Annotated in this window: 17 protein-coding genes; 7 read left to right on the top strand and 10 right to left on the bottom strand. The window is 49.9% G+C overall.

Going from position 1 to position 18,178, the window contains the following annotated elements; translation table 11 throughout:
* Positions 1–26 precede the first annotated feature (26 nt).
* Complete coding sequence (locus tag CD05_RS0102355) at positions 27–554, top strand: flavodoxin domain-containing protein (protein WP_028509141.1); 528 nt, start codon at positions 27–29, stop codon at positions 552–554.
* 16 nt (positions 555–570) lie between these two features.
* Entirely contained in the window at positions 571–834 is a 264-nt protein-coding gene (locus CD05_RS17135; protein WP_084262072.1) for a PspC domain-containing protein, read from the top strand.
* Between the two features lie 169 nt (positions 835–1,003).
* Here CD05_RS17135 and CD05_RS19390 read toward each other — a convergent pair whose 3' ends face one another.
* Positions 1,004–2,716 (bottom strand): HD domain-containing phosphohydrolase, encoded by a 1,713-nt coding sequence (locus CD05_RS19390; RefSeq protein ID WP_051588776.1) that lies wholly within the window; start codon positions 2,714–2,716, stop codon positions 1,004–1,006.
* A 435-nt stretch (positions 2,717–3,151) separates the two neighbouring features.
* Here CD05_RS19390 and CD05_RS0102340 point away from each other — a divergent pair, with 435 nt between their 5' ends.
* Positions 3,152–4,267, top strand: a complete 1,116-nt coding sequence (locus CD05_RS0102340) for a hypothetical protein (protein WP_028509140.1) — start codon at positions 3,152–3,154, stop codon at positions 4,265–4,267.
* 362 nt (positions 4,268–4,629) lie between these two features.
* On the opposite strand, the gene CD05_RS0102335 is transcribed toward CD05_RS0102340, so the two are convergent.
* The 4 genes from CD05_RS0102335 to CD05_RS17125 all read right to left on the bottom strand — a co-directional run bounded on the left by CD05_RS0102335 (position 4,630) and on the right by CD05_RS17125 (position 9,294).
* Positions 4,630–7,080 (bottom strand): homocysteine S-methyltransferase family protein, encoded by a 2,451-nt coding sequence (locus CD05_RS0102335; protein ID WP_028509139.1) that lies wholly within the window; start codon positions 7,078–7,080, stop codon positions 4,630–4,632.
* A gap of 26 nt (positions 7,081–7,106) precedes the next feature.
* On the bottom strand, positions 7,107–7,571 hold the full coding sequence (locus CD05_RS0102330) for an NUDIX hydrolase (protein ID WP_028509138.1): 465 nt from the start codon (positions 7,569–7,571) through the stop codon (positions 7,107–7,109).
* Between the two features lie 287 nt (positions 7,572–7,858).
* Positions 7,859–8,314, bottom strand: a complete 456-nt coding sequence (locus CD05_RS0102325; RefSeq protein ID WP_028509137.1) for a GNAT family N-acetyltransferase — start codon at positions 8,312–8,314, stop codon at positions 7,859–7,861.
* A 110-nt stretch (positions 8,315–8,424) separates the two neighbouring features.
* Positions 8,425–9,294 (bottom strand): polysaccharide deacetylase family protein, encoded by an 870-nt coding sequence (locus tag CD05_RS17125; protein ID WP_198021562.1) that lies wholly within the window; start codon positions 9,292–9,294, stop codon positions 8,425–8,427.
* 164 nt (positions 9,295–9,458) lie between these two features.
* Between CD05_RS17125 and CD05_RS17120 the strand changes: the two genes are divergently transcribed.
* The 4 genes from CD05_RS17120 to CD05_RS0102300 all read left to right on the top strand — a co-directional run bounded on the left by CD05_RS17120 (position 9,459) and on the right by CD05_RS0102300 (position 13,987).
* A complete protein-coding gene (locus tag CD05_RS17120) occupies positions 9,459–11,786 on the top strand; it encodes a methyl-accepting chemotaxis protein (protein WP_051588774.1) in 2,328 nt (775 codons plus the stop codon).
* A 139-nt stretch (positions 11,787–11,925) separates the two neighbouring features.
* Positions 11,926–12,117 (top strand): hypothetical protein, encoded by a 192-nt coding sequence (locus CD05_RS0102310; protein WP_028509136.1) that lies wholly within the window; start codon positions 11,926–11,928, stop codon positions 12,115–12,117.
* Positions 12,118–12,331: 214 nt separating this feature from the next.
* The gene (locus tag CD05_RS0102305; RefSeq protein ID WP_028509135.1) at positions 12,332–13,411 is read left to right on the top strand and encodes an ATP-dependent 6-phosphofructokinase; all 1,080 of its coding nucleotides are present in this window, start codon (positions 12,332–12,334) and stop codon (positions 13,409–13,411) included.
* A 33-nt stretch (positions 13,412–13,444) separates the two neighbouring features.
* Positions 13,445–13,987 carry a Uma2 family endonuclease gene (locus CD05_RS0102300; protein ID WP_028509134.1) on the top strand — a complete coding sequence of 181 codons (543 nt, stop codon included), beginning with the start codon at positions 13,445–13,447 and terminating at the stop codon, positions 13,985–13,987.
* Positions 13,988–14,027: 40 nt separating this feature from the next.
* On the opposite strand, the gene CD05_RS0102295 is transcribed toward CD05_RS0102300, so the two are convergent.
* The 5 genes from CD05_RS0102295 to CD05_RS0102275 form a co-directional block, all read right to left on the bottom strand.
* A complete protein-coding gene (locus tag CD05_RS0102295; protein WP_028509133.1) occupies positions 14,028–15,107 on the bottom strand; it encodes a hypothetical protein in 1,080 nt (359 codons plus the stop codon).
* The gene (locus CD05_RS0102290) at positions 15,104–15,634 is read right to left on the bottom strand and encodes a sigma-70 family RNA polymerase sigma factor (RefSeq protein ID WP_037322747.1); all 531 of its coding nucleotides are present in this window, start codon (positions 15,632–15,634) and stop codon (positions 15,104–15,106) included. The genes CD05_RS0102295 and CD05_RS0102290 overlap by 4 nt, the downstream gene beginning before the upstream one ends.
* A gap of 121 nt (positions 15,635–15,755) precedes the next feature.
* Positions 15,756–17,162, bottom strand: a complete 1,407-nt coding sequence (locus CD05_RS0102285; protein ID WP_028509131.1) for a sodium-dependent transporter — start codon at positions 17,160–17,162, stop codon at positions 15,756–15,758.
* A 139-nt stretch (positions 17,163–17,301) separates the two neighbouring features.
* On the bottom strand, positions 17,302–17,559 hold the full coding sequence (locus tag CD05_RS0102280; protein WP_028509130.1) for a hypothetical protein: 258 nt from the start codon (positions 17,557–17,559) through the stop codon (positions 17,302–17,304).
* 62 nt (positions 17,560–17,621) lie between these two features.
* A complete protein-coding gene (locus CD05_RS0102275; protein ID WP_028509129.1) occupies positions 17,622–18,110 on the bottom strand; it encodes a GNAT family N-acetyltransferase in 489 nt (162 codons plus the stop codon).
* Positions 18,111–18,178: the final 68 nt, after the last annotated feature.

Here is an 18,178-nt window from a genome sequence, read left to right as displayed (position 1 = left end):
GACAAATAAAAAAGGACTGACCACTCATGAAAGGTATTATTCTGTTCGCATCAAAATACGGCTCGTCTGAGAAGTATGCAAAATGGCTCAGCGAGGAAACAGGCTTTGACTGTGTTAAAGCAGATAAGGCCGACAGCAGGGCTCTTATGGAGTACGACACAGTGATCCTCGGCGGCGGCATCTACGCCGGACGCATAGCAGGGCTTTCGGTGCTAAAGAAAAACATGAACTCGCTTAAGGGCAGAAAACTCGCCGTCTACTGCTGCGGCGCATCTGAGTACGACGAGGGGTATGTCAACACCCTCAAAGAGCAGAACTTCAAGGACGAGCTGCTCGGTATCCCCTGCTTCTACCTCAGAGGGGCTTTCGATATGAACAGCCTGAAATTCGGCGACAGAACGCTTTGCAAAATGCTTGCAAAGGTCGTGTCAAAAAAAGACCCCGACAGCTGCGAGGTCTGCGAAAGAGCTATACTCGAAGCCCGTGACACCCCCTGCGACTGGACTGACAGAGCATCACTCAAAGAGATAACAGACTACATAAAAAGTGCATGAAAGGGAGAGATGATATATGAACAACCAGAAGGTATTATACAAAAACTCAGAGAACAAGATGATATGCGGCGTATGCGCAGGCCTTGCTGAATACTTCAACATGGACGTGAGCGTGATAAGGCTTATCACCGTGCTGCTTGCATTCAGTGTCGGCAGCGGCGTGATAGCATACCTTGTAGCCGCTGTCATTCTTCCCGAGAAATCGGCAGTCATGGGCGGTACTCAGAACGTTGATGATCACAACAGCTACAACGAGTACAACAGCTCTGACAACAAATAACGCCTGTTTCTAATTTTCTCCTTCCCTGCCGCAAGAGGCTTAAGCCTTTTCTACGGCAGGGAAACTTATTTTCAGGTAACAGGGAACAGGTAACAGGCGCACCACACCTGTCACCTAAAAAATCCGCCTCCCCAAACGGAGAGGCGGAAAACTTGTAGATTAAAGCCAATCAGCATTCTATGGACGAGTAGTACTCCTCCAGACGTGGCCGTGCTTTGATGTAGTAGGGCTCTAAGCGCTTGTCAAAGTGCTTGCCCATGCCTTCGGTGATTATCTTGTCGGCCTGCTCAAAGCTCATTTTTTCTTTGTAGACACGCTTGCTGACAAGTGCGTCATAAACATCGGCTATAGCCATTATCCTCGCTTCGAGAGGTATCTCCTCGCCCTTTAAGCCATCGGGATAGCCCGAGCCGTCCCAGCGCTCGTGGTGATAGTGGGCGACGTTCTCGGCGATTATGTGGAAACGCTTGTCGTCTGTGCCTTTAAGTATCTCGTGGACTATCCTTGCACCCTCTGCGGCGTGGGTCTTCATTATGGCGTATTCCTCGTCGGTGAAGCGCCCGTTCTTGCAGAGAATCTCGTCCTTAACGGCTATCTTTCCGAGGTCGTGCATCGGCGCTGCCTTGATGAGGTCTTTACAGAATTCCTCGTCAAGCTCAAAGTCGTCGCCGTTTCGTATCTCGTCGATAAGAATGCGAACGCCCTCGCTCGTTCTTCTGATGTGGCCGCCTGTCGAATTGTCACGGCTTTCTACCATGGTCGCCATGCTTAAGATAAGGTTATCGTGCATCTCGACTATGTGCTTGGTCTTTTCGGCTACCTCCTGCCTGAGTTCTGTGTTGAAGCTGTCAAGCAGGGCGATGTATTGCTGGTTCTTGGTGTCATCGGTGATTATCAGCTGATAGCCCCTGTTTCGTGAGCCGTCTGATAAGAAGTTAACATCTATCAGGTATATCTTGTCGTCCTTCTGATAGTGGAACTTGTCGTTTCGCTTGTTTTCCTTGAAGCTCTCAAGCCATATGAGTGCTGTCTTTGACATGAACTCGTTCTTGTCGATAGGCTTGTCAACGGTCAGGCTGCAAAGCTCGGGGAATATGCCCTTTGCCGTCTCGTTCGAGCCTAAGTATCTCATGCCGAAGTCGAAAGAGATAAAGCCCGTGTCGCCCTTCTGTATCATCGTGTCTATTACAGTGTCCGAAATATCGTACAGTACAAGCCTGTGAACGATTATCAGGTATACCACCAGAGCTATTATATAGGTAAAGGGCAAAAGCTCGACATCAGGCAGCAGGTTCGACACGTTCGAGAGCTTTTTGCTGACAAAATAGCTTAAGACAGCGAGCGTTTCGGGAAGTGCAAGCAGGTAGATGAATTTTCTTGACACCTGGTTCTTCTTGAAATAGCTGTAGGCTATCGCACCCATACCGAGCAGGAAGTAGACAGTCAGCAGCACATAAAACGTAGAGTGCAGCGGGCCGTATTCCTTGGTGATGATATTCTTGCCGTTCACACGTTCAAATTCAACTGTCTTATAGAACAGCTTATTCTCGCCGATGAGCATTGCAAACCCGAAGACGAGCGTTGACATAAAGAACATTATCAACCGTATATACCGGTTTATCTTGATATCACACAAGATAAAAACTACGAGCGTTATCATCAGTATAAGGTAACACCCTGACATATAGATGATCTTATTCGCTATCATAGCTTCTTCGAGATTGACAGCCCTGTTCATCAGGAAGTGGCCGAGATTATTAATTGGTATCAGCACAAATATCATAGATATATGGACATCAAAGTGTTTATGGTAGATAAAGCAATATATAAGCATCAGCACAACTGACGCTGACAGGCACACGGCGTAATAAATATCCGCCATAACTATCCCCGCCCCCTTTCCTGTGCAGACATTATCTGTAATTATTATACTATATTTTTAAAGAAAAGTCAATTGTTTTGGAGTGGAAGATGCAGTCATTGAGGTAACAGGTGAGGAGCGGCGATTATTGCAAGTTTCGCTTTGCGAAACTTGGCTGTCTGCGCAAGCAGACGAGCGCCATATCAGCCTGTCAGTCGTGCGATCTCTGCCAAGTAGCAGTGCCTGCACCGCCGCGCATAGCATGAGGCTTCGCTGAAATCGTCAGACCAAATCGCCCGAATGGGCATAGGTCGGCGTAAGCCGACACCGTAACTGTTAACAGTTAACTGATAACTGTTAACTGAAAAAGCTCTTGACTAACGACGATTATTGATATATAATAGTATAGGCAATGCCCGGAGAACGGGACGGACAAAAAAGAAAAGAGATGACATCATGATAAAACGTATGATAGCAGTGTTTCTGTTGACGGTGCTGGCGGTTATTGCTGCGCCTGCGGTGCTGGCGGAGGATACTGCTGATATATCGCTCTCAAAGCAGCATACATTCCTTGGCGACGAGGTGACGGCGACTGTTACCTTCAGAAGCGACAAAAACGACATCGCCGATATACAGGGCAGCATAAGCTATAACGACAAAGTCCTCGAATACGTCAGCTGCGATGATGTCAGCTTTGCAGGGCGTGGCACGCTGGCTGTGAGGGCTTTCACCGACACGGGCGCTGAGGGCGTGTATACCATGACCGTTGTGTTTAAGACCATCGGCGAGGGTGACGGGTTTATCAAGCTCGTAAACTGCCAGATAACCGACAGCGGCCAGAACGGTGTCAGAAGTCCGTCGGCTCAGGCGAGCATTGAGGTTCAGGGCAGTGCTGAGACTACAGAGAAGCCAAAGGAGACTACCGCCGCCAAGACAGAGGAGCCTGACAGCACGACAACGACCACAGCTTCGGAAGACTCCGACTCGTCAAATGAAACGACAACGACTACTGTGACAACAGCAGAGACAGCGACCACGACGACAGCCCAAAAGACCGACAACAGCGAGATACCCGAGGGCAGGCTCGCTGAGCTTAAGATATCAACAGGCTACATCTCCCCTGCCTTCTCGTATGACGTGCTTGAATATGACATCAAGGTGCCGCACGACTGCACATGGCTCGATTTAGAGGGCGTGCCGTCGCTTGAGGGCGGTTACATATGGTACACAGGCGACGAGAACGTCTACGACGGCGTTATCACAAGAACTATCGCCGTAAGAGACTCGCTCGGTGCTGAGACGGTATATACCTTCCACATAAGCCGCATGACCGCCGAGGAGGAGGAGAGCTTCATGACCTCGTCCGAGACGCAGGCTCCCGAGAGCACGCCTGAAACGACCGTGACGACCACACGCAAGCTGTCACTCGACAAAGAGAGCAGCTCCTTCAAAAAGATGATAGCAGCTGCCGGCATAGTCGTTGTAGTGATACTTGTAGTGATAGTAGCCATTCTTTCCAGCCGCAGCTCCGGCAAGAAGAGAAAGAAGATAAAGCACTCGAAAAGAAAATAACCAAGCAAAAAGGTATCGCCGTATAAGCGCAGGCGCAATAAAGAAGTTTAATGGGCAGAGCTTTGTTCAGCGCCTGCTAAAAGAAGAAAGAATAAAGAAAAAAGAATAATGAATAATAAAGGTATCGACCTGCGGTCGATGATCAAAAATATCATCGCCGAAGGCGATACCTTTATTTTTATTTCTTATTTATTCTTTCTTCTTTATTCTTTTAGCAGTGGCGCATATATAGCCTGATATGCAAATACTTCTTTACCGCCACTGCGCATATAGACGATACCTTTGTTATTTATATAGATAAGCTGTAGGTGCGGTATCCCCGAAGGGGCAGGGGGCACACCATGACTCTTAACTGTCAGCTCTTAACCGGTTTTGACCAGCCTCTCCACCAGCCTTACGCAGTCGGCTGCATCGCCGGAGTAGCCGTCGGCACCTATCTCCTCGGCAAAGCTCTCGGTCACGGCCGCACCGCCGACTATCACCTTTGCCTTGCAGCCCTTTTCATGGGCTATGCCTATAACAGTCTTCATGTTCATCATGGTCGTTGTCATCAGCGCCGAAAGTGCTATGACAGCGGCGTTTTCTTTTATCGCTGTGTCAACTATCAGCTCGCTCTCGACGTTCTTGCCAAGGTCGATAACCCTGTAGCCATAGTTTTTGAGCATCAGAGCGACGAGGTTCTTGCCGATGTCGTGAACGTCGCCCTCAACGGTGGCTATCACGACTACCGGCGCATCATCGTCCTGACCGTCGGAAACGAGCATCGGTTCAAGATATGCTATCGACTGCTCCATAGCGCCTGCTGATGCTATCAGCTGCGGCAGGAAGTAGCGCTTTTGCTCAAACAGCTTGCCGACCTTGTTTATCGCCGGGATAAGCAGGTCGTTTATTATCTCGGAAGGAGTTGCTCCGCCCTCTACACGCTCTTTTGTAAGAGGCACTATGCTGTCCTTCTCGCCGTTCATGACAGCTGCGAATATCGGATCGCTCTCCTTCTCGTCCTTTGGCTCTGCCGGAGCTGTGGGGGCGGCTGATGAAGCCTTTGGAGCGGCTGTGGGTTCGTTAGCCATTTTCTCGGTGTAGTAGCTTATGCGCTCTATGTAACGAATGTCGCTGCCCTCACGGTTCAGAAGCATATCCGAAGCCGCCGCAGTGTTCATCAGAAGATCCTGCGAGGGATTGGCTATAGCCATTGTAAGGCCTGATGCTATGCTCATAGCAAGGAAAGCCGTGTTCACAAAGCTCCTCTCAGGCAGGCCGAATGATATGTTAGAAAGGCCGCATACGGTAGCCAATCCCCTCTGCCTGCAATGCTCAAAGGTCGCAAAGCAGTTAAGCGCCGATGCCTTGTCAGCACCGACAGTGCCTACCAGAGCGTCCACCACGATGTCAGTCTCCTTAAAGCCCACCTCGAGCGCACGGTCTATCGCCTTGTCAACTATCTCGTGCTTAAGCTCTATAGTCTTCGGTATGCCCACATCGTCTATCGGCAGGAAGATAAACATAGCACCGTATTTCTTTGCTGTGGCAAGCATAGTCTCAAACTTTGCTTCCTCGTAGTTAATAGAATTTATGAGCGCTCTGCCGGGGTAGATGCGAAGTGCTGCCTCGATCACCTCAGGGTAGCTTGAATCTATGCACAGCGGCAGGTCGCTTATCTGCGACAGCTCGTTTACGACGTTTATCATCGTCTGCTTTTCATCAATGCCGCCCATGCCGCAGTTTACATCGAGTATTGATGCGCCTGCCTTCTGCTGCTCACGGGCAAACCTGCGAACGATATCGAGCTTGCCCTCTTTAAGCTCTGCCTGGAGCGTTTTCTTGCCGGTGGGGTTTATCCTTTCGCCTATGACTAAGAAACGCTCGCCTGGCATTATCTTTACAGCCTTGCGCTCAGAGCAGATAACACGCTGCCCTGCCTTTTTAACAAGCCTGCGCTCTGTCTTGTCGATGGCGGCTTTTAAAGCTCTGATGTGCTCCGGAGTAGTTCCGCAGCAGCCGCCTATAATGCTTGCGCCCATTGATGCGAGCTTTGCTGAATTCTCTGCAAACACCTCGGGCGTCATCTTGTATACCGTCACGCCGTTTTCAAGCTCGGGCAGGCCGGCGTTTGCCTTGACTATCACCGGGATATCCGAGTATTCAAGCAGCGTCTGAACAATATCCTGCATTGTGTCAGGTCCTGCGCCGCAGTTGACACCCACAGCATCAGCACCAAGCCCCTGAAGCACAGTAGGAACGCACTCAGGCGGCGTGCCGAAAAGCGTCCTGCCGTCCGGCTCGAAGGTAAGTGTCGCCATTATCGGCAGGTCAGACACCTCACGGACTGCGAGAACTGCTGCTCTTGTCTCCTGTAAGCTCATCATAGTTTCTATTACGAAAAGGTCTGCGCCTGCATCGGCTATGGCCTTTGCCTGCTGCTTGTAGACCTCAAAAAGCTCCTCAAACTGCATATCCCCTATCGGGTAAAGCTGCCTGCCGGTCATAGTAAGGTCGCCTGCAACGAATGCTTTGCCGTCGGCCGCCTTCTTTGAGAGCCTGACAAGCTCGGTGTTCATTTCACACAGCTTGTCAGCAAGGCCGTATTCTTCGAGCTTTATGCGGTTGGCGGTGAATGTCGGGGCATAGACTATGTCAGCACCTGCATCTATGAAAGCTCGCTGTATGTCGATAAGCGCCTCGGGGTGTTCGAGCACCCACTGCTCAGGGCATACGCCCACCGGCATACCGGCATTTTGCAGATTGGTGCCTGTCGCACCGTCAAGTATCACAAATCGCTCTGCGCACAGGGCTCTGAACTGTTCTCTTGTCATATTTTAAACCTCCGGAGTCTTTTTAGTCATCTCACGCTGTAAAGCGTGCTCGGTGTGCTGCTGCGGCTGACAAACTGTGTCGGCATTAGCCCTTTGCTGTTTGCGGTCGCACTTTCTATCATCTTCTTGGTAAGGTCAGGCACGTCCTCTCTTGAAATGGCATCAGAGGGAGAGAGCCACAGCACCTCGCTGTTCTCATCACCGTCTGACACGGCCTCTCCTGAGACATACTCAGCGAGGAACACCATATACCAGTCCTTGGCATTGAACCTTACACCTATCAGGCTCACAGGCTCTACCCTGATGCCTGTTTCTTCCATATATTCACGCCTGAGCGCATCCTGAGGGCTCTCGCCGTACTGAACATATCCCCCCGGGATAATGAGCATACCCTTGCCGTTGCCGTAGGTATGCCTTGCGAGCAGCACCTTGCCGTCCTTTATGACGACACCTGCCACGCTCTGCCCCCAGTTTGTATTTTCCTCGCTCATAACAAGCCCTCGCTTTCAACTTTAGTTAAGGCAACACCGCACGAAGATTGTGCGCAAATTGCGCAGTCAGCTTTTTCGTCAGATTGCACAGATTTTCCGAAGGAATACTACCGTATTTCAAGGAAAAAATGTGTAATATGACGGAAAAGATGCAAGTAAGTTGCGTACAAAGCCTTCAGGCGGTCTTTGTGCGGTGTTGCCTTAAGGTATCTCCTGCGGAGATGTGTTTTAAGACCCTTACACCCTTGTCATTAAAGGCTTGCTGCAAGAGCACTGAATAACTGCCTTTATCTTTCCAGAACAAATCTGGCGACTTTGACATTTCCGTCCATTTCGTATGACTGTATATCAAATCCGCATTTTTTCGTGTAGAATGAGACATTCTCGCTTTTATCCGCCGGCGTTACCAGCGTAAAGCTGCACCAGTCAGTGTAATACGACTTAACAAAGGAAAACGCCGCCGTTCCGATGCCTTTGCCCTGAAACTCAGGTATCACGCACAGGCACCCGACCTCATACTCACCCTGCCGCAGCTGTTTACATGAAACACACCCGACAGGCGTTTGGCCGCACAGTATCAGGAATTTCGGGTATTCGGCAATAGAGCGCTGCATCATTTCCAAAGTCTTGCCAAAAGCCGGGCACTCGCCGTATTTTACATAGTCGCTGTAAAAGGCTGCATCATAAATATCAATAAGCAGCTGCGCATCGTTAAGCTCTGCTTTTCTGAAACGGATATCCATAGATGAGCCCCCATTTATCAGTGAACAGTGAACAGTTGCGGTGCGGCTTGCGCCGCATACCTTGATTCTGCATTATGCATTGATATTATATCACGCTTTTTGCCCTATTGTCAAGCTATGCCACGGGCGGTGAAGAATTCCTCGCTTGTCTCGCCGTAGGGGCGGTTGAAGCGCTTAAGCCCGTATAACGAAGACTCACCTGTGATGACGTTTATCCCCTCCTCGCAGCCAAGGGTCGCATCAAAGCCTGCACTCTTGACAATATCCTCCGCACCGCCGCTGCAAAGCCCGAAGGGATAGGTGAAGACATTCGGCTCGAAGCCGCAGCTGTCTTTGAAAAAGCTCTGCGCCTTGTATATGTCGCCCAAAAGGTGCGAGCGGTATTCGTATTCGCTCTCGCCGTCTGCTATCAGCGCCCCTCGCCTGCTGTCAAGTGAATGCATATCAAAGCTGTGGCAGGCTATCTCGGCGCAGCCTGAGTCTCTCAGGGCTTTTATGCCGTCAGCATCGAGGTAGGAGTAGTTCTCATCAGGGCTTGCCTCCTCGCCTGCCGCCATGCTCCATTTGCCGACGCAGGATACGGTCATTTTATAGCCGTGCTTTTTGATGATAGGCAGAGCACGGGTCAGGGCGTTAAGATGTCCGTCGTCAAGGGTTATTATGACAGGCTTTTCCGGCAAAGGTGTATTGTATCGCAGGTGCATGACAAGGTCGTTGACAAATATTGCCGTGTAGCCGTGCTGTGAAAGCCACATGATATCCTCCTCAAACACCTGCGGCGACACGACGTATTCACCGAGCCGCCCTTCGTCACGGGATATGCTGTGATACATTATAATAGGTACATCAAGCCCCTGCTCTTTGTCCCCGCTTGCTCTGGCAGACGGGCGAAGTATCATCGCCGCCGCTGTCAACACAGCCACAAGTGCCAAAACAGCCGGCAGGCGCTTTATCCTGATGCTCATAAACATCTCTGTCATTCCTCTCATTCTTCTAAAATGATTTAATACTTTGTTTATATTATACATTATATGTCCCTTTGGCTTGTGCAATTACAAAAAAATATCATAAAAGGGCTTGAAATAATTGTGCAATTGTGATATAATCAAATTGGGTAAACATATTTATAGGGAGGTTTTCAGCCGTGAAATCAATTCGTTCCAAAATACTTGTTACTATGCTGGGTGTTACAGTGATCACCAGCTTCATTATAATACTGATATTTATGATGTACGTTCAGGCATCAGGCAAGAGCGCCGTTGAGAGCTTTGTGCCGGCGGTGTCGTTCGACGTTTCAAGAAGCGTTGACAAATCTATCGACAGCTACGGGCTTGCCGTGTCTAAGGTTGCTGCGAAGATAACCTCGAACACCTCTCCTGCGGAGATAAAGCCTATGTTTGACAAGGATCTGTTTGTCGGCGTGGGCGTTTACAGCGCAGCGGGAACTCTTGATAGCAACTCGGAAGAGATAGTCAGCAAGATAATCGACGAGCCCACCTTAAGAAAGGCGCTGAGCGTTTCGAGCTACTGCTGCAACACAGGCCTTAAGGAATTTGATGGCAAGTATTATATAGGCTACGTCTGCGGCGTAGGTAAAGCCGACAGCTACAGTAACGACAGGATAGCGGTAATTGCCACTCTTGACGGTATACTCACAGACATAAACGATGTTTCCGACAAGTCAAAGACCAATATCCTGGTAGTTGATAGTGAGGACAAGGTAATGCTCGCATCAGATGATGCTGTTGTCGCACCCGGTACTGACATAGCCTCTGATGACAGCCTTGGCAAATTTAAGGATGCATACACAGCTGCCCTTGAATCCGAAGGCGCTGAGAGCTGCAAGTTAGACGGCAAGCAGAGGATAGCCGCAGCATACAAGCTCAAAAACGTTGACGCAAATGTGATATGCTACACCACGACAGACGTTTTCATGGGCATTGAAACATCGACATACATTATTATAGTAGTGGTAGCAGTGGTTCTTATTGCAGCCACACTTGTAACGGCACTTCTTTTCTCACGCAGCATATCAAAGCCTATCGTTACGACTACCGACCGTATCAGAAAGCTCGCACAGGGCAACCTTGCCGAGCCTGTTGATGTTTGGGATTCAAAGGACGAGCTGGGTATCCTTACCAACTCACTTGAAGAAACTATCCTCTCGCTGAGACAGTACATCAGCCTTATCACGGCAGGCCTTACACAGATCTCCGAGGGCAACCTCTGTCACCGCATGGAGGGCAACTTCAAGGGCGACTTCGTGAAGATAAAGAACACCTTCAACTACATCTTGGAAGCGCTTTCCGAGACATTCGTATCTATCAATACTGCTGCCGAGCAGGTGAACACCGGTGCATCGTCAGTGTCAGATTCGGCACAGGTGCTCTCGCAGGGCTCGACAAGGCAGGCAAGCTCGGTCGAGGAGCTCTCTGCTACACTTAACGGCGTATCCAAGCAGATAAGACAGAACTCCGACGACGCTAAGAACGCATACAACATCGTATCCGACAATACCGCAGCTATCAACAACTGCAACGACGATATGACCAATATGCTCTCGGCTATGGAGCAGATAACAGAAGCTACCGAGGAGATCTCAAAGATCATCAAGGTAATTGACGAGATCTCGTTCCAGACGAATATCCTCGCTCTCAACGCAGCAGTTGAGGCGGCAAGAGAAGGCTCCAAGGGCTTCGGCGTCGTAGCGGACGAAGTAAGACGACTTGCTTCACGCTCGGCAGAGGCCGCAAAGCAGACCTCACAGCTTATCGAAAACTCAGCCAATGCCGTTGACCGTGGCTCTGAGATAGCCAAGGAAACAGCTAAGTCGCTCGAGGAGATAGTTGAAGGCTCTGACAACATCAAGGGTCTTGTCAAGAACATCACAGACGCATCTGAAGCACAGGCCGAGGCTATCGTTCAGATAAACACAGGCGTTGACCAGATAAGCGCAGTCGTTGCAAACAACACGGCAGCGGCAGTTGGCATAGCTTCTGCTTCCGAGGAGCTCTCGGGCCAGTCGCTCGTGCTCAAGAACATGATAGCACGCTTCAAACTCTCAGAGGGCGCAGGCGAAGGCGTTTCGGACCACGCAGCACCTTCAAGGAGCAAGTTCGATTACGATGACGACGACATGGAAGCCCCTGTACACGCATCTACGATATCCAAGTTCAGCTACCCTGACGATGATGACGACGAGCCGACTGCAAGCCCTGTATCCAAGTTTGATTATCCGGACGATGATGACGACGAGCCTGCTCCAAGGCCGGTATCCAAGTTCGATTATCCGGACGATGACGACGACGAGCCTGCTCCGAAGCCGGTATCCAAGTTTGACTATCCGGACGATGATGACGAGCCTGCAACCTCCCCCGGCACGAGCTTTGTATACCCCGACGATGAGGACTTCGGCTCTGATGATGAAGAAGACATCAGGATAGACCTTGATGACGAGGACGATAAATATTGATGCTTTAAGAGGTGAGAGGTTTGATTGCCTCTTGCCTCTTGTATTTCAAAGCACGGAGAGACAATGAGCACATATTACAGTCTTGTTTTTACATACGACAGAAAAACACTTACGCACAGCTCGGTCACAAAGTTTTATAATGCGCTTATCTCGGCAGGGGCTGAATTTAAAGACAGAGCCCGAGATATGCCGGGAGACTGTTTCATATGAGGGATACAAAAGCACGGGGCAGATAAACGCATACCCCTTTGCGCTTGCTTTCAATATGGCAGGAGCTGCCGACAAAAGATACTACACAAGCTTCTCAGAGGGAGAGCTTGATGTGATATAGGCAACACCGCACGAAGATTGTGCGCAAATTGCGCAGTCAGCTTTTTCGTCAGATTGCACAGATTTTCCGAAGGAATACTACCGTATTTCAAGGAAAAAATGTGTAATATGACGGAAAAGATGCAAGTAAGTTGCGTACAAAGCCTTCAGGCGGTCTTTGTGCGGTGTTGCCTATATGATAAAGAATACAATTTTACCGAAAGGATTTGATAAAAATGAAAAGACGCATAGGCATACTCACAAGCGGCGGAGACTGTCCGGGACTTAATGCGACCATTCGTGGCGTTGCAAAGGCTGTGTATCACCAGTTCGGTGACGATGTGCAGATAGTCGGCATAAACGACGGCTACTACGGCCTTATCAACAATATGTGCAAGGAGATGACTCCGGCCGATTTTTCGGGCATACTTACTACAGGCGGCACTATCTTCGGCACAAAGAGAACCCCCTTCAAGATGATGCAGGTCGTTGAGGACGACAAGGTGGACAAGGTAAAAGAAATGAAAGCCACCTACAAAAAGCAGAAGCTTGACTGTCTGCTCACCTTAGGCGGCAACGGCACTCACAAGACTGCAAACCTCCTCTCCGAGGAAGGCCTGAATGTTATTGGTCTGCCAAAGACTATCGACAACGACATCTGGGGAACGAGCGTTACCTTCGGCTTCCACACGGCTGTAGGCACAGCGACTGATGTTATAGACAGACTGCACACCACGGCAAACTCCCACGGGCGTATACTCTGCGCCGAGATAATGGGCAACAAGGCAGGCTGGCTGACACTTTATGCAGGCGTTGCAGGCGGCGCTGACATTATCGTTCTGCCGGAGATACCCTACGACATAGAAAAGCTCGCCGAGACCTGCGTAAAGCGAAACGAGGCCGGCAAGAAGTTCTCTATCATAGCCGTTGCAGAGGGTGCCTTTGACAAGAAGGAAGCCAAGATGAAGAAAAAAGAGCGTGCTGCAAAGCGTGCAGAGGCAGGCATAACCACCGCCACCACGAGAATAGCCGCAAACATTCAGAACATGACAGGCTACGAGACAAGAGTATGCGTGCCAGGCCATATGCTGCGTGGCGGCAGCCCCTCGGCTTACGACAGGATACTTGCAACACAGTTCGGCACATACGCTGCAAAGCTGATAGCAGATGAAAACTACGGCAGGGCTGTTGCGATGATAGATTCCCGTGTCGGCTCAAATCTCCTGAAGGACGTTGCCGGCAAGACAAAGTTCGTGCCGCAGGACGACCAGATGGTGCTCGCAGCAAGAGCGCTGGGTATATCGTTTGGTGATTAATCAGCCCCACACAGAACACAAGGAGAAGCAACAATGCCATTAAAAGAAAACAGAAAATACACCGCAGAGGAATACCTCGCTCTCACCCCCGAAACAAACGAGAAAAGCGAGCTTATCTACGGCGAGATAGTGGCGCAGGCTGCACCGAGTATACAGCATCAGCGCATTTCAAGAGAGGTGAGCTTTCAGCTTGTCAGCTATGTTAAAAGCAAGGGCGGCAAATGCGAGGTCTTCAGCGCACCGACAGATGTCAAGCTTGATGAATACACAGTCGTTCAGCCTGATATTTTCATAGGCTGTGACCCCGAGAGGTTTGACAAGCAGAAATTCAACGGTGCACCCGACCTCGTTATCGAGATCGTGTCATCAAATCTGACAGATGACTATTCAACAAAGCTCGAGCTTTACAAAAACAGCGGCGTGCGTGAATACTGGATAATCGACCCGAAGGTCGAAAAGACAGTCGTTTATCTTTTCGGCGATAGGGTAGAGGTTAATATCTACACCTTTGACAAGCCTATCCCCGTTTCGCTGTATAACGGCGAGATAAGCATAACTGTCAAAGATATGCTGTAAAGCACCAAGCCCCCGGGATTTCCCGGGGGCTTTGCTGTATCTATTTCACTTTCTTATATGTTTTACCCATTAGTGTAAAGCTCTCAACGTCCTTTGCATCAAGTATCACCTCGCCAAAGAACTGCCGTGTTTTGCCCTCGCTGGCTGAACCGCTGCCCAATATCTGGTTTCTTGTGTATTCCTGAGTGCTGCCGTCCTTCATTGTGACTGTGAATATGACTTCATTATGCCAGTTATCCCAGTCCTCCTGAGTGAAGCTGTCGGACGTTCCGTCAGACGTTTCTGCGGTTATGTCTACCATGTCGTCTATCTCATAGCTCATATCGGTAAGCCTTGCCGTAACGCCGTCATCGCTTACAAATTCGTAGCTTTCGATATTCTTGTTGAGCTCTACCTCTATCTCGCCTAAATATTCGCCACGCTCAGCATTACCCTCTTCGGGAACAATATACTCATAAGCTATGACCTTGAGCTTTAACGGCTCGGCGGTCTTAGTGCTCACATCAAACCGGAATGATTCATAGCGCTCGTCTGCTATCCTCTTGAAGCGCCCCCAGCCCCTCTCGTCCAGTACATCATTCAGGCTGTCATACTGCCCCCCGTTGGGGTCATAGGCTATCAGCTCAAAGTCGTAGTTGGGCATATTCCTCATCTTCTCCAAGCCAATGTCGTCTATGGCTTCAATGGTGATGATAAACTGCGAATCCTTGCCTGTAGATGCGCCCAGCTCCTGCGTGAGCTTCAGATGATCGCATATCACCTCATTGTCGGGGATAAGACCCTTTTCATCGAGCTTGCTTGCAGCGCTCTCGCCGTAGGCTGCATCAATTATCTCGGCGTGCTCCTCCTTGGTCATGGCTGTGTTGTATATCTTAGCCCCTGCCGTCACCGAAACGGCTGCCGCTGCGAGTATTGCTGCTGTTACGGCTATCTTTTTCCTTATGCTGCTTTGCTTTTTATCCATTGCTATCCCTGCCTTTCTCAAAACACGGGAGAATATCCTGTCTTGTGTTTTACGGGGCAGTTTGTCGGCCTTTGCGATGTCTTCAAGCAGCTCTGAGAGATCCTCTGCCAGAGTGATATCATCGCAGTCATAAAGCCTGCTAAGCCCTGTTTTCATTTTTCTCCCTCCTTTAGCATCTCCCGGAGTTTTTCAAGCCCCCGGGATATCCGTTTGTTGACTGTGTTAGGCTTCATATCAAGGGCTGAGCCTATCTCTTTAGCACTCTCGCCGAGATAGTAGCGCCTTAGAAATATCTCGCTGTCAGGCCTGCCGAGGGCTTTTATAGCCGAGATAAGCTCGCTTTTCTCGGCAAAGATATCATCGCCCGGGTGATCGTCGGCATATTCAAGCGGCAGAGTCTCAGCCTGTCGGCATCGCTCCCTGAAAACATCCGTGCAGCGGCGCTTTGCTATCACCGAGAGCATGGCCGCAGCCGAGTGCAGAGAGCTGCCGTGTTCTGTCACATAGGAATAAAAGCTCACAAACACATCGCTCACGGCTTCCTCGATGTCCTCTTTTGTGCAGACATCGCCGAGCTTGCTGTAGGCTATCCTGTAGACATAGGCTGAATATATCCTTACCGCCTGCTTAAGCCCCTCCTCAGGGTCGGCTGCAAGCAGCGATACCAGCTGTTTATCATCCATGTATGAATACCTCACTTTGAAACGTTTCATATAATACAGTCGTAAAAGGCATTGAAAAAGTGACATTTTTGCAAAAAAATCCCCGGATAAGCTGTCCGGGGATCAATATTGCTTTTTTAAATCAGCTGAACACGCCGAATGACCCAAGCAGCAGCACTGCAAGCAGCACAGGTGTGATAAACTTTATCATCACGATGTAGAGATGCTTTCTGCCAAAGCGCTCGCCGTTCTTTGTTGCCTCGTCCACCACCGTCTTAGGCCCCACTACCCAGCCTATGAGTATGCAGGTGCTTATTGCGACTATCGGCATGAAAATGTTGTTTGAGAGATAGTCGAAGATATCAAGTATCTGTGCCGAGCCGCCGGGTGCGGTGTTCGGCAGCCTTGCCTCGAAATAGAATGCGTTGTAGCCAAGGCATATCACAACGCTTATTGCCATAGCGACACTTGTTTCTATGATAACGGCCTTTTTTCTTGACCAGCCGAACTTATCCATAAGACCCGATACTACCGCTTCCATGATAGATATGCAGCTGGTTAGCGCTGCGAAAAGCACCATTACAAAGAACACAGCACCTACCACCGAGCCGACTGTGCCCATCTGCTCGAAGACCTTCGGCAGGGCTACGAACATAAGCGAGGGGCCGGCTGTGTTTTTCATGCTCTCTGTGCCCATGAATGCCACAACAGGCGGTATTATCATAACACCTGCGAGGAAAGCCACGAGCGTGTCGAATATCTCTATGCTGTTGACGCTCTTTAAGAGGTTTGAATCGTCCTTGAAATACGAGCCGTATGTTACCATGATACCCATAGCAACACTTATGCTGTAGAAAAGCTGACCCATAGCATCGAGCAGCACGATAAAGAAATCCTTAGCGCCCATGCCTGAGAAGTCAGGCACCACGAAGACCTTCAGCCCGTCAAGGCCTGTCCTGCCGTCCTCGCCCTCTATGGTGAGCGAGAATACCGCAATACCCACAACGACCACGAGCAGTATCGGCATGAGCACCTTTGAGAGCTTCTCGATGCCGCCGTTAACGCCCTTATATATGACAAAGGCCGTTGCGAGCAGGAAGATAGCATTGAATATGAGCGGCTGTGCGTAGCTTGTTATAAAGCTGCCGAAAAAGCCGTTTTGCGATGCGCTGCTGCCATTGCCTGTGCAGTAGACGGTCATGTATTTGAGCACCCAGCCGCCGATTATGCTGTAATACGGCAGTATCATAAACGGCACGAGTGACGAGAACACGCCGACCCAGCCCCAGTTTTTATTGAGCTTGCCGTAGGCTGTCAGGCAGCTCTGCTTTGTCTTTCGGCCAATTGCCACCTCGGTAACTATCAGCGTAAAGCCGAATGTCACCGCAAGTACTATGTATGTAACTAAGAAAACACCGCCGCCGTCCTTAGCCGCAAGGTAGGGAAAGCGCCATATGTTGCCAAGCCCTATCGCACTTCCTGCCGCTGCGAGCACAAAGCCTATCGAGCTTGAAAAGGAATTTCTCTTGACTGTTTTTTCATCACCCATTATATATTATCTCCTTATTACGAGTATATATCTGACCGGTGGTCGGTTTAACATCACAAGCAACATTATAGCACATAGTTTGATTTTATTCAAGTATAATGCAAGAAGATATTGTAAATGATTTATTTCAGGGGCATATTCAAAGCTCTCTGCCGCAGTAAGGGCATTTGCTTCCCTGTACCCTTCCGAGGTGGCTGTCGCAGTGGGGGCAGCGCACATATCTGTTGTCCAGATACAGCCCGGATATAAAGAGTATTATCCCGATGATGAGAAGTGCTGTATACAGTGCTGTATACAGCGCCGCTTCATCAAGCAGAATTAACCCTGCCGCCGTCAGTGTCACACCGACTAACATAATAAGTCCCGAAAGCACAAAAGCTGTTTTAGGTGATCTCATATTGTCAACTCCTTTTTTCACAATGTGTCCTGCGATAGATTGGAATCTAGCGCCCGGAGGTGTCATGTCTGCACACCTCCGCCGTTCACTGTTTCTGTATCAGCGATGCGCTTTATGTATACCCTGCTCTCTCCCCCATGAACGTCCGTCATGGTGCGTAAAAATTCGCAGCCGTATTTCTCGTAAAGCCCCACATGGTCGGTGGATATGTAGAGTGCCTCCCTGCCCTCCGATGCCGCTAACCTTACCGCCTCGTCAAGCAAAAGCCCGAAAAGCCGCCTGCCCCTGTGCTCGGGGTAGGTGTATACAAACCCCACCCACGGCGTTAAATCGGTGGGCTGTATGTCGTCCTTGGGCGCATAGGTGCAAAATGAGAGCAGCTCGCCGCCCTCGACAAGCATCAGCACCCTTGCCCCCTCGCCCGCTAAGTCAAAGAAGCTGCCGTTCTCTAAAAGCTCGTGAAGATACTTTCCGCCTGCCCACTCACAGCGCCCTATCTCATCAAGCCAGTGCGCCTTGTCATCGCTGTCAAAGTAGTTTGTTATCTGCATTTGTTACCTCGCTATGTTTATTCTTTACAGCACACCTTCCCCCACCGCTCATCGTAAGGGCAGACCTG

It is taken from the genome of Ruminococcus sp. NK3A76, from assembly GCF_000686125.1.
Classification (GTDB): domain Bacteria; phylum Bacillota; class Clostridia; order Oscillospirales; family Ruminococcaceae; genus NK3A76.
This window is presented reverse-complemented; position numbering and strand designations above follow the sequence as displayed.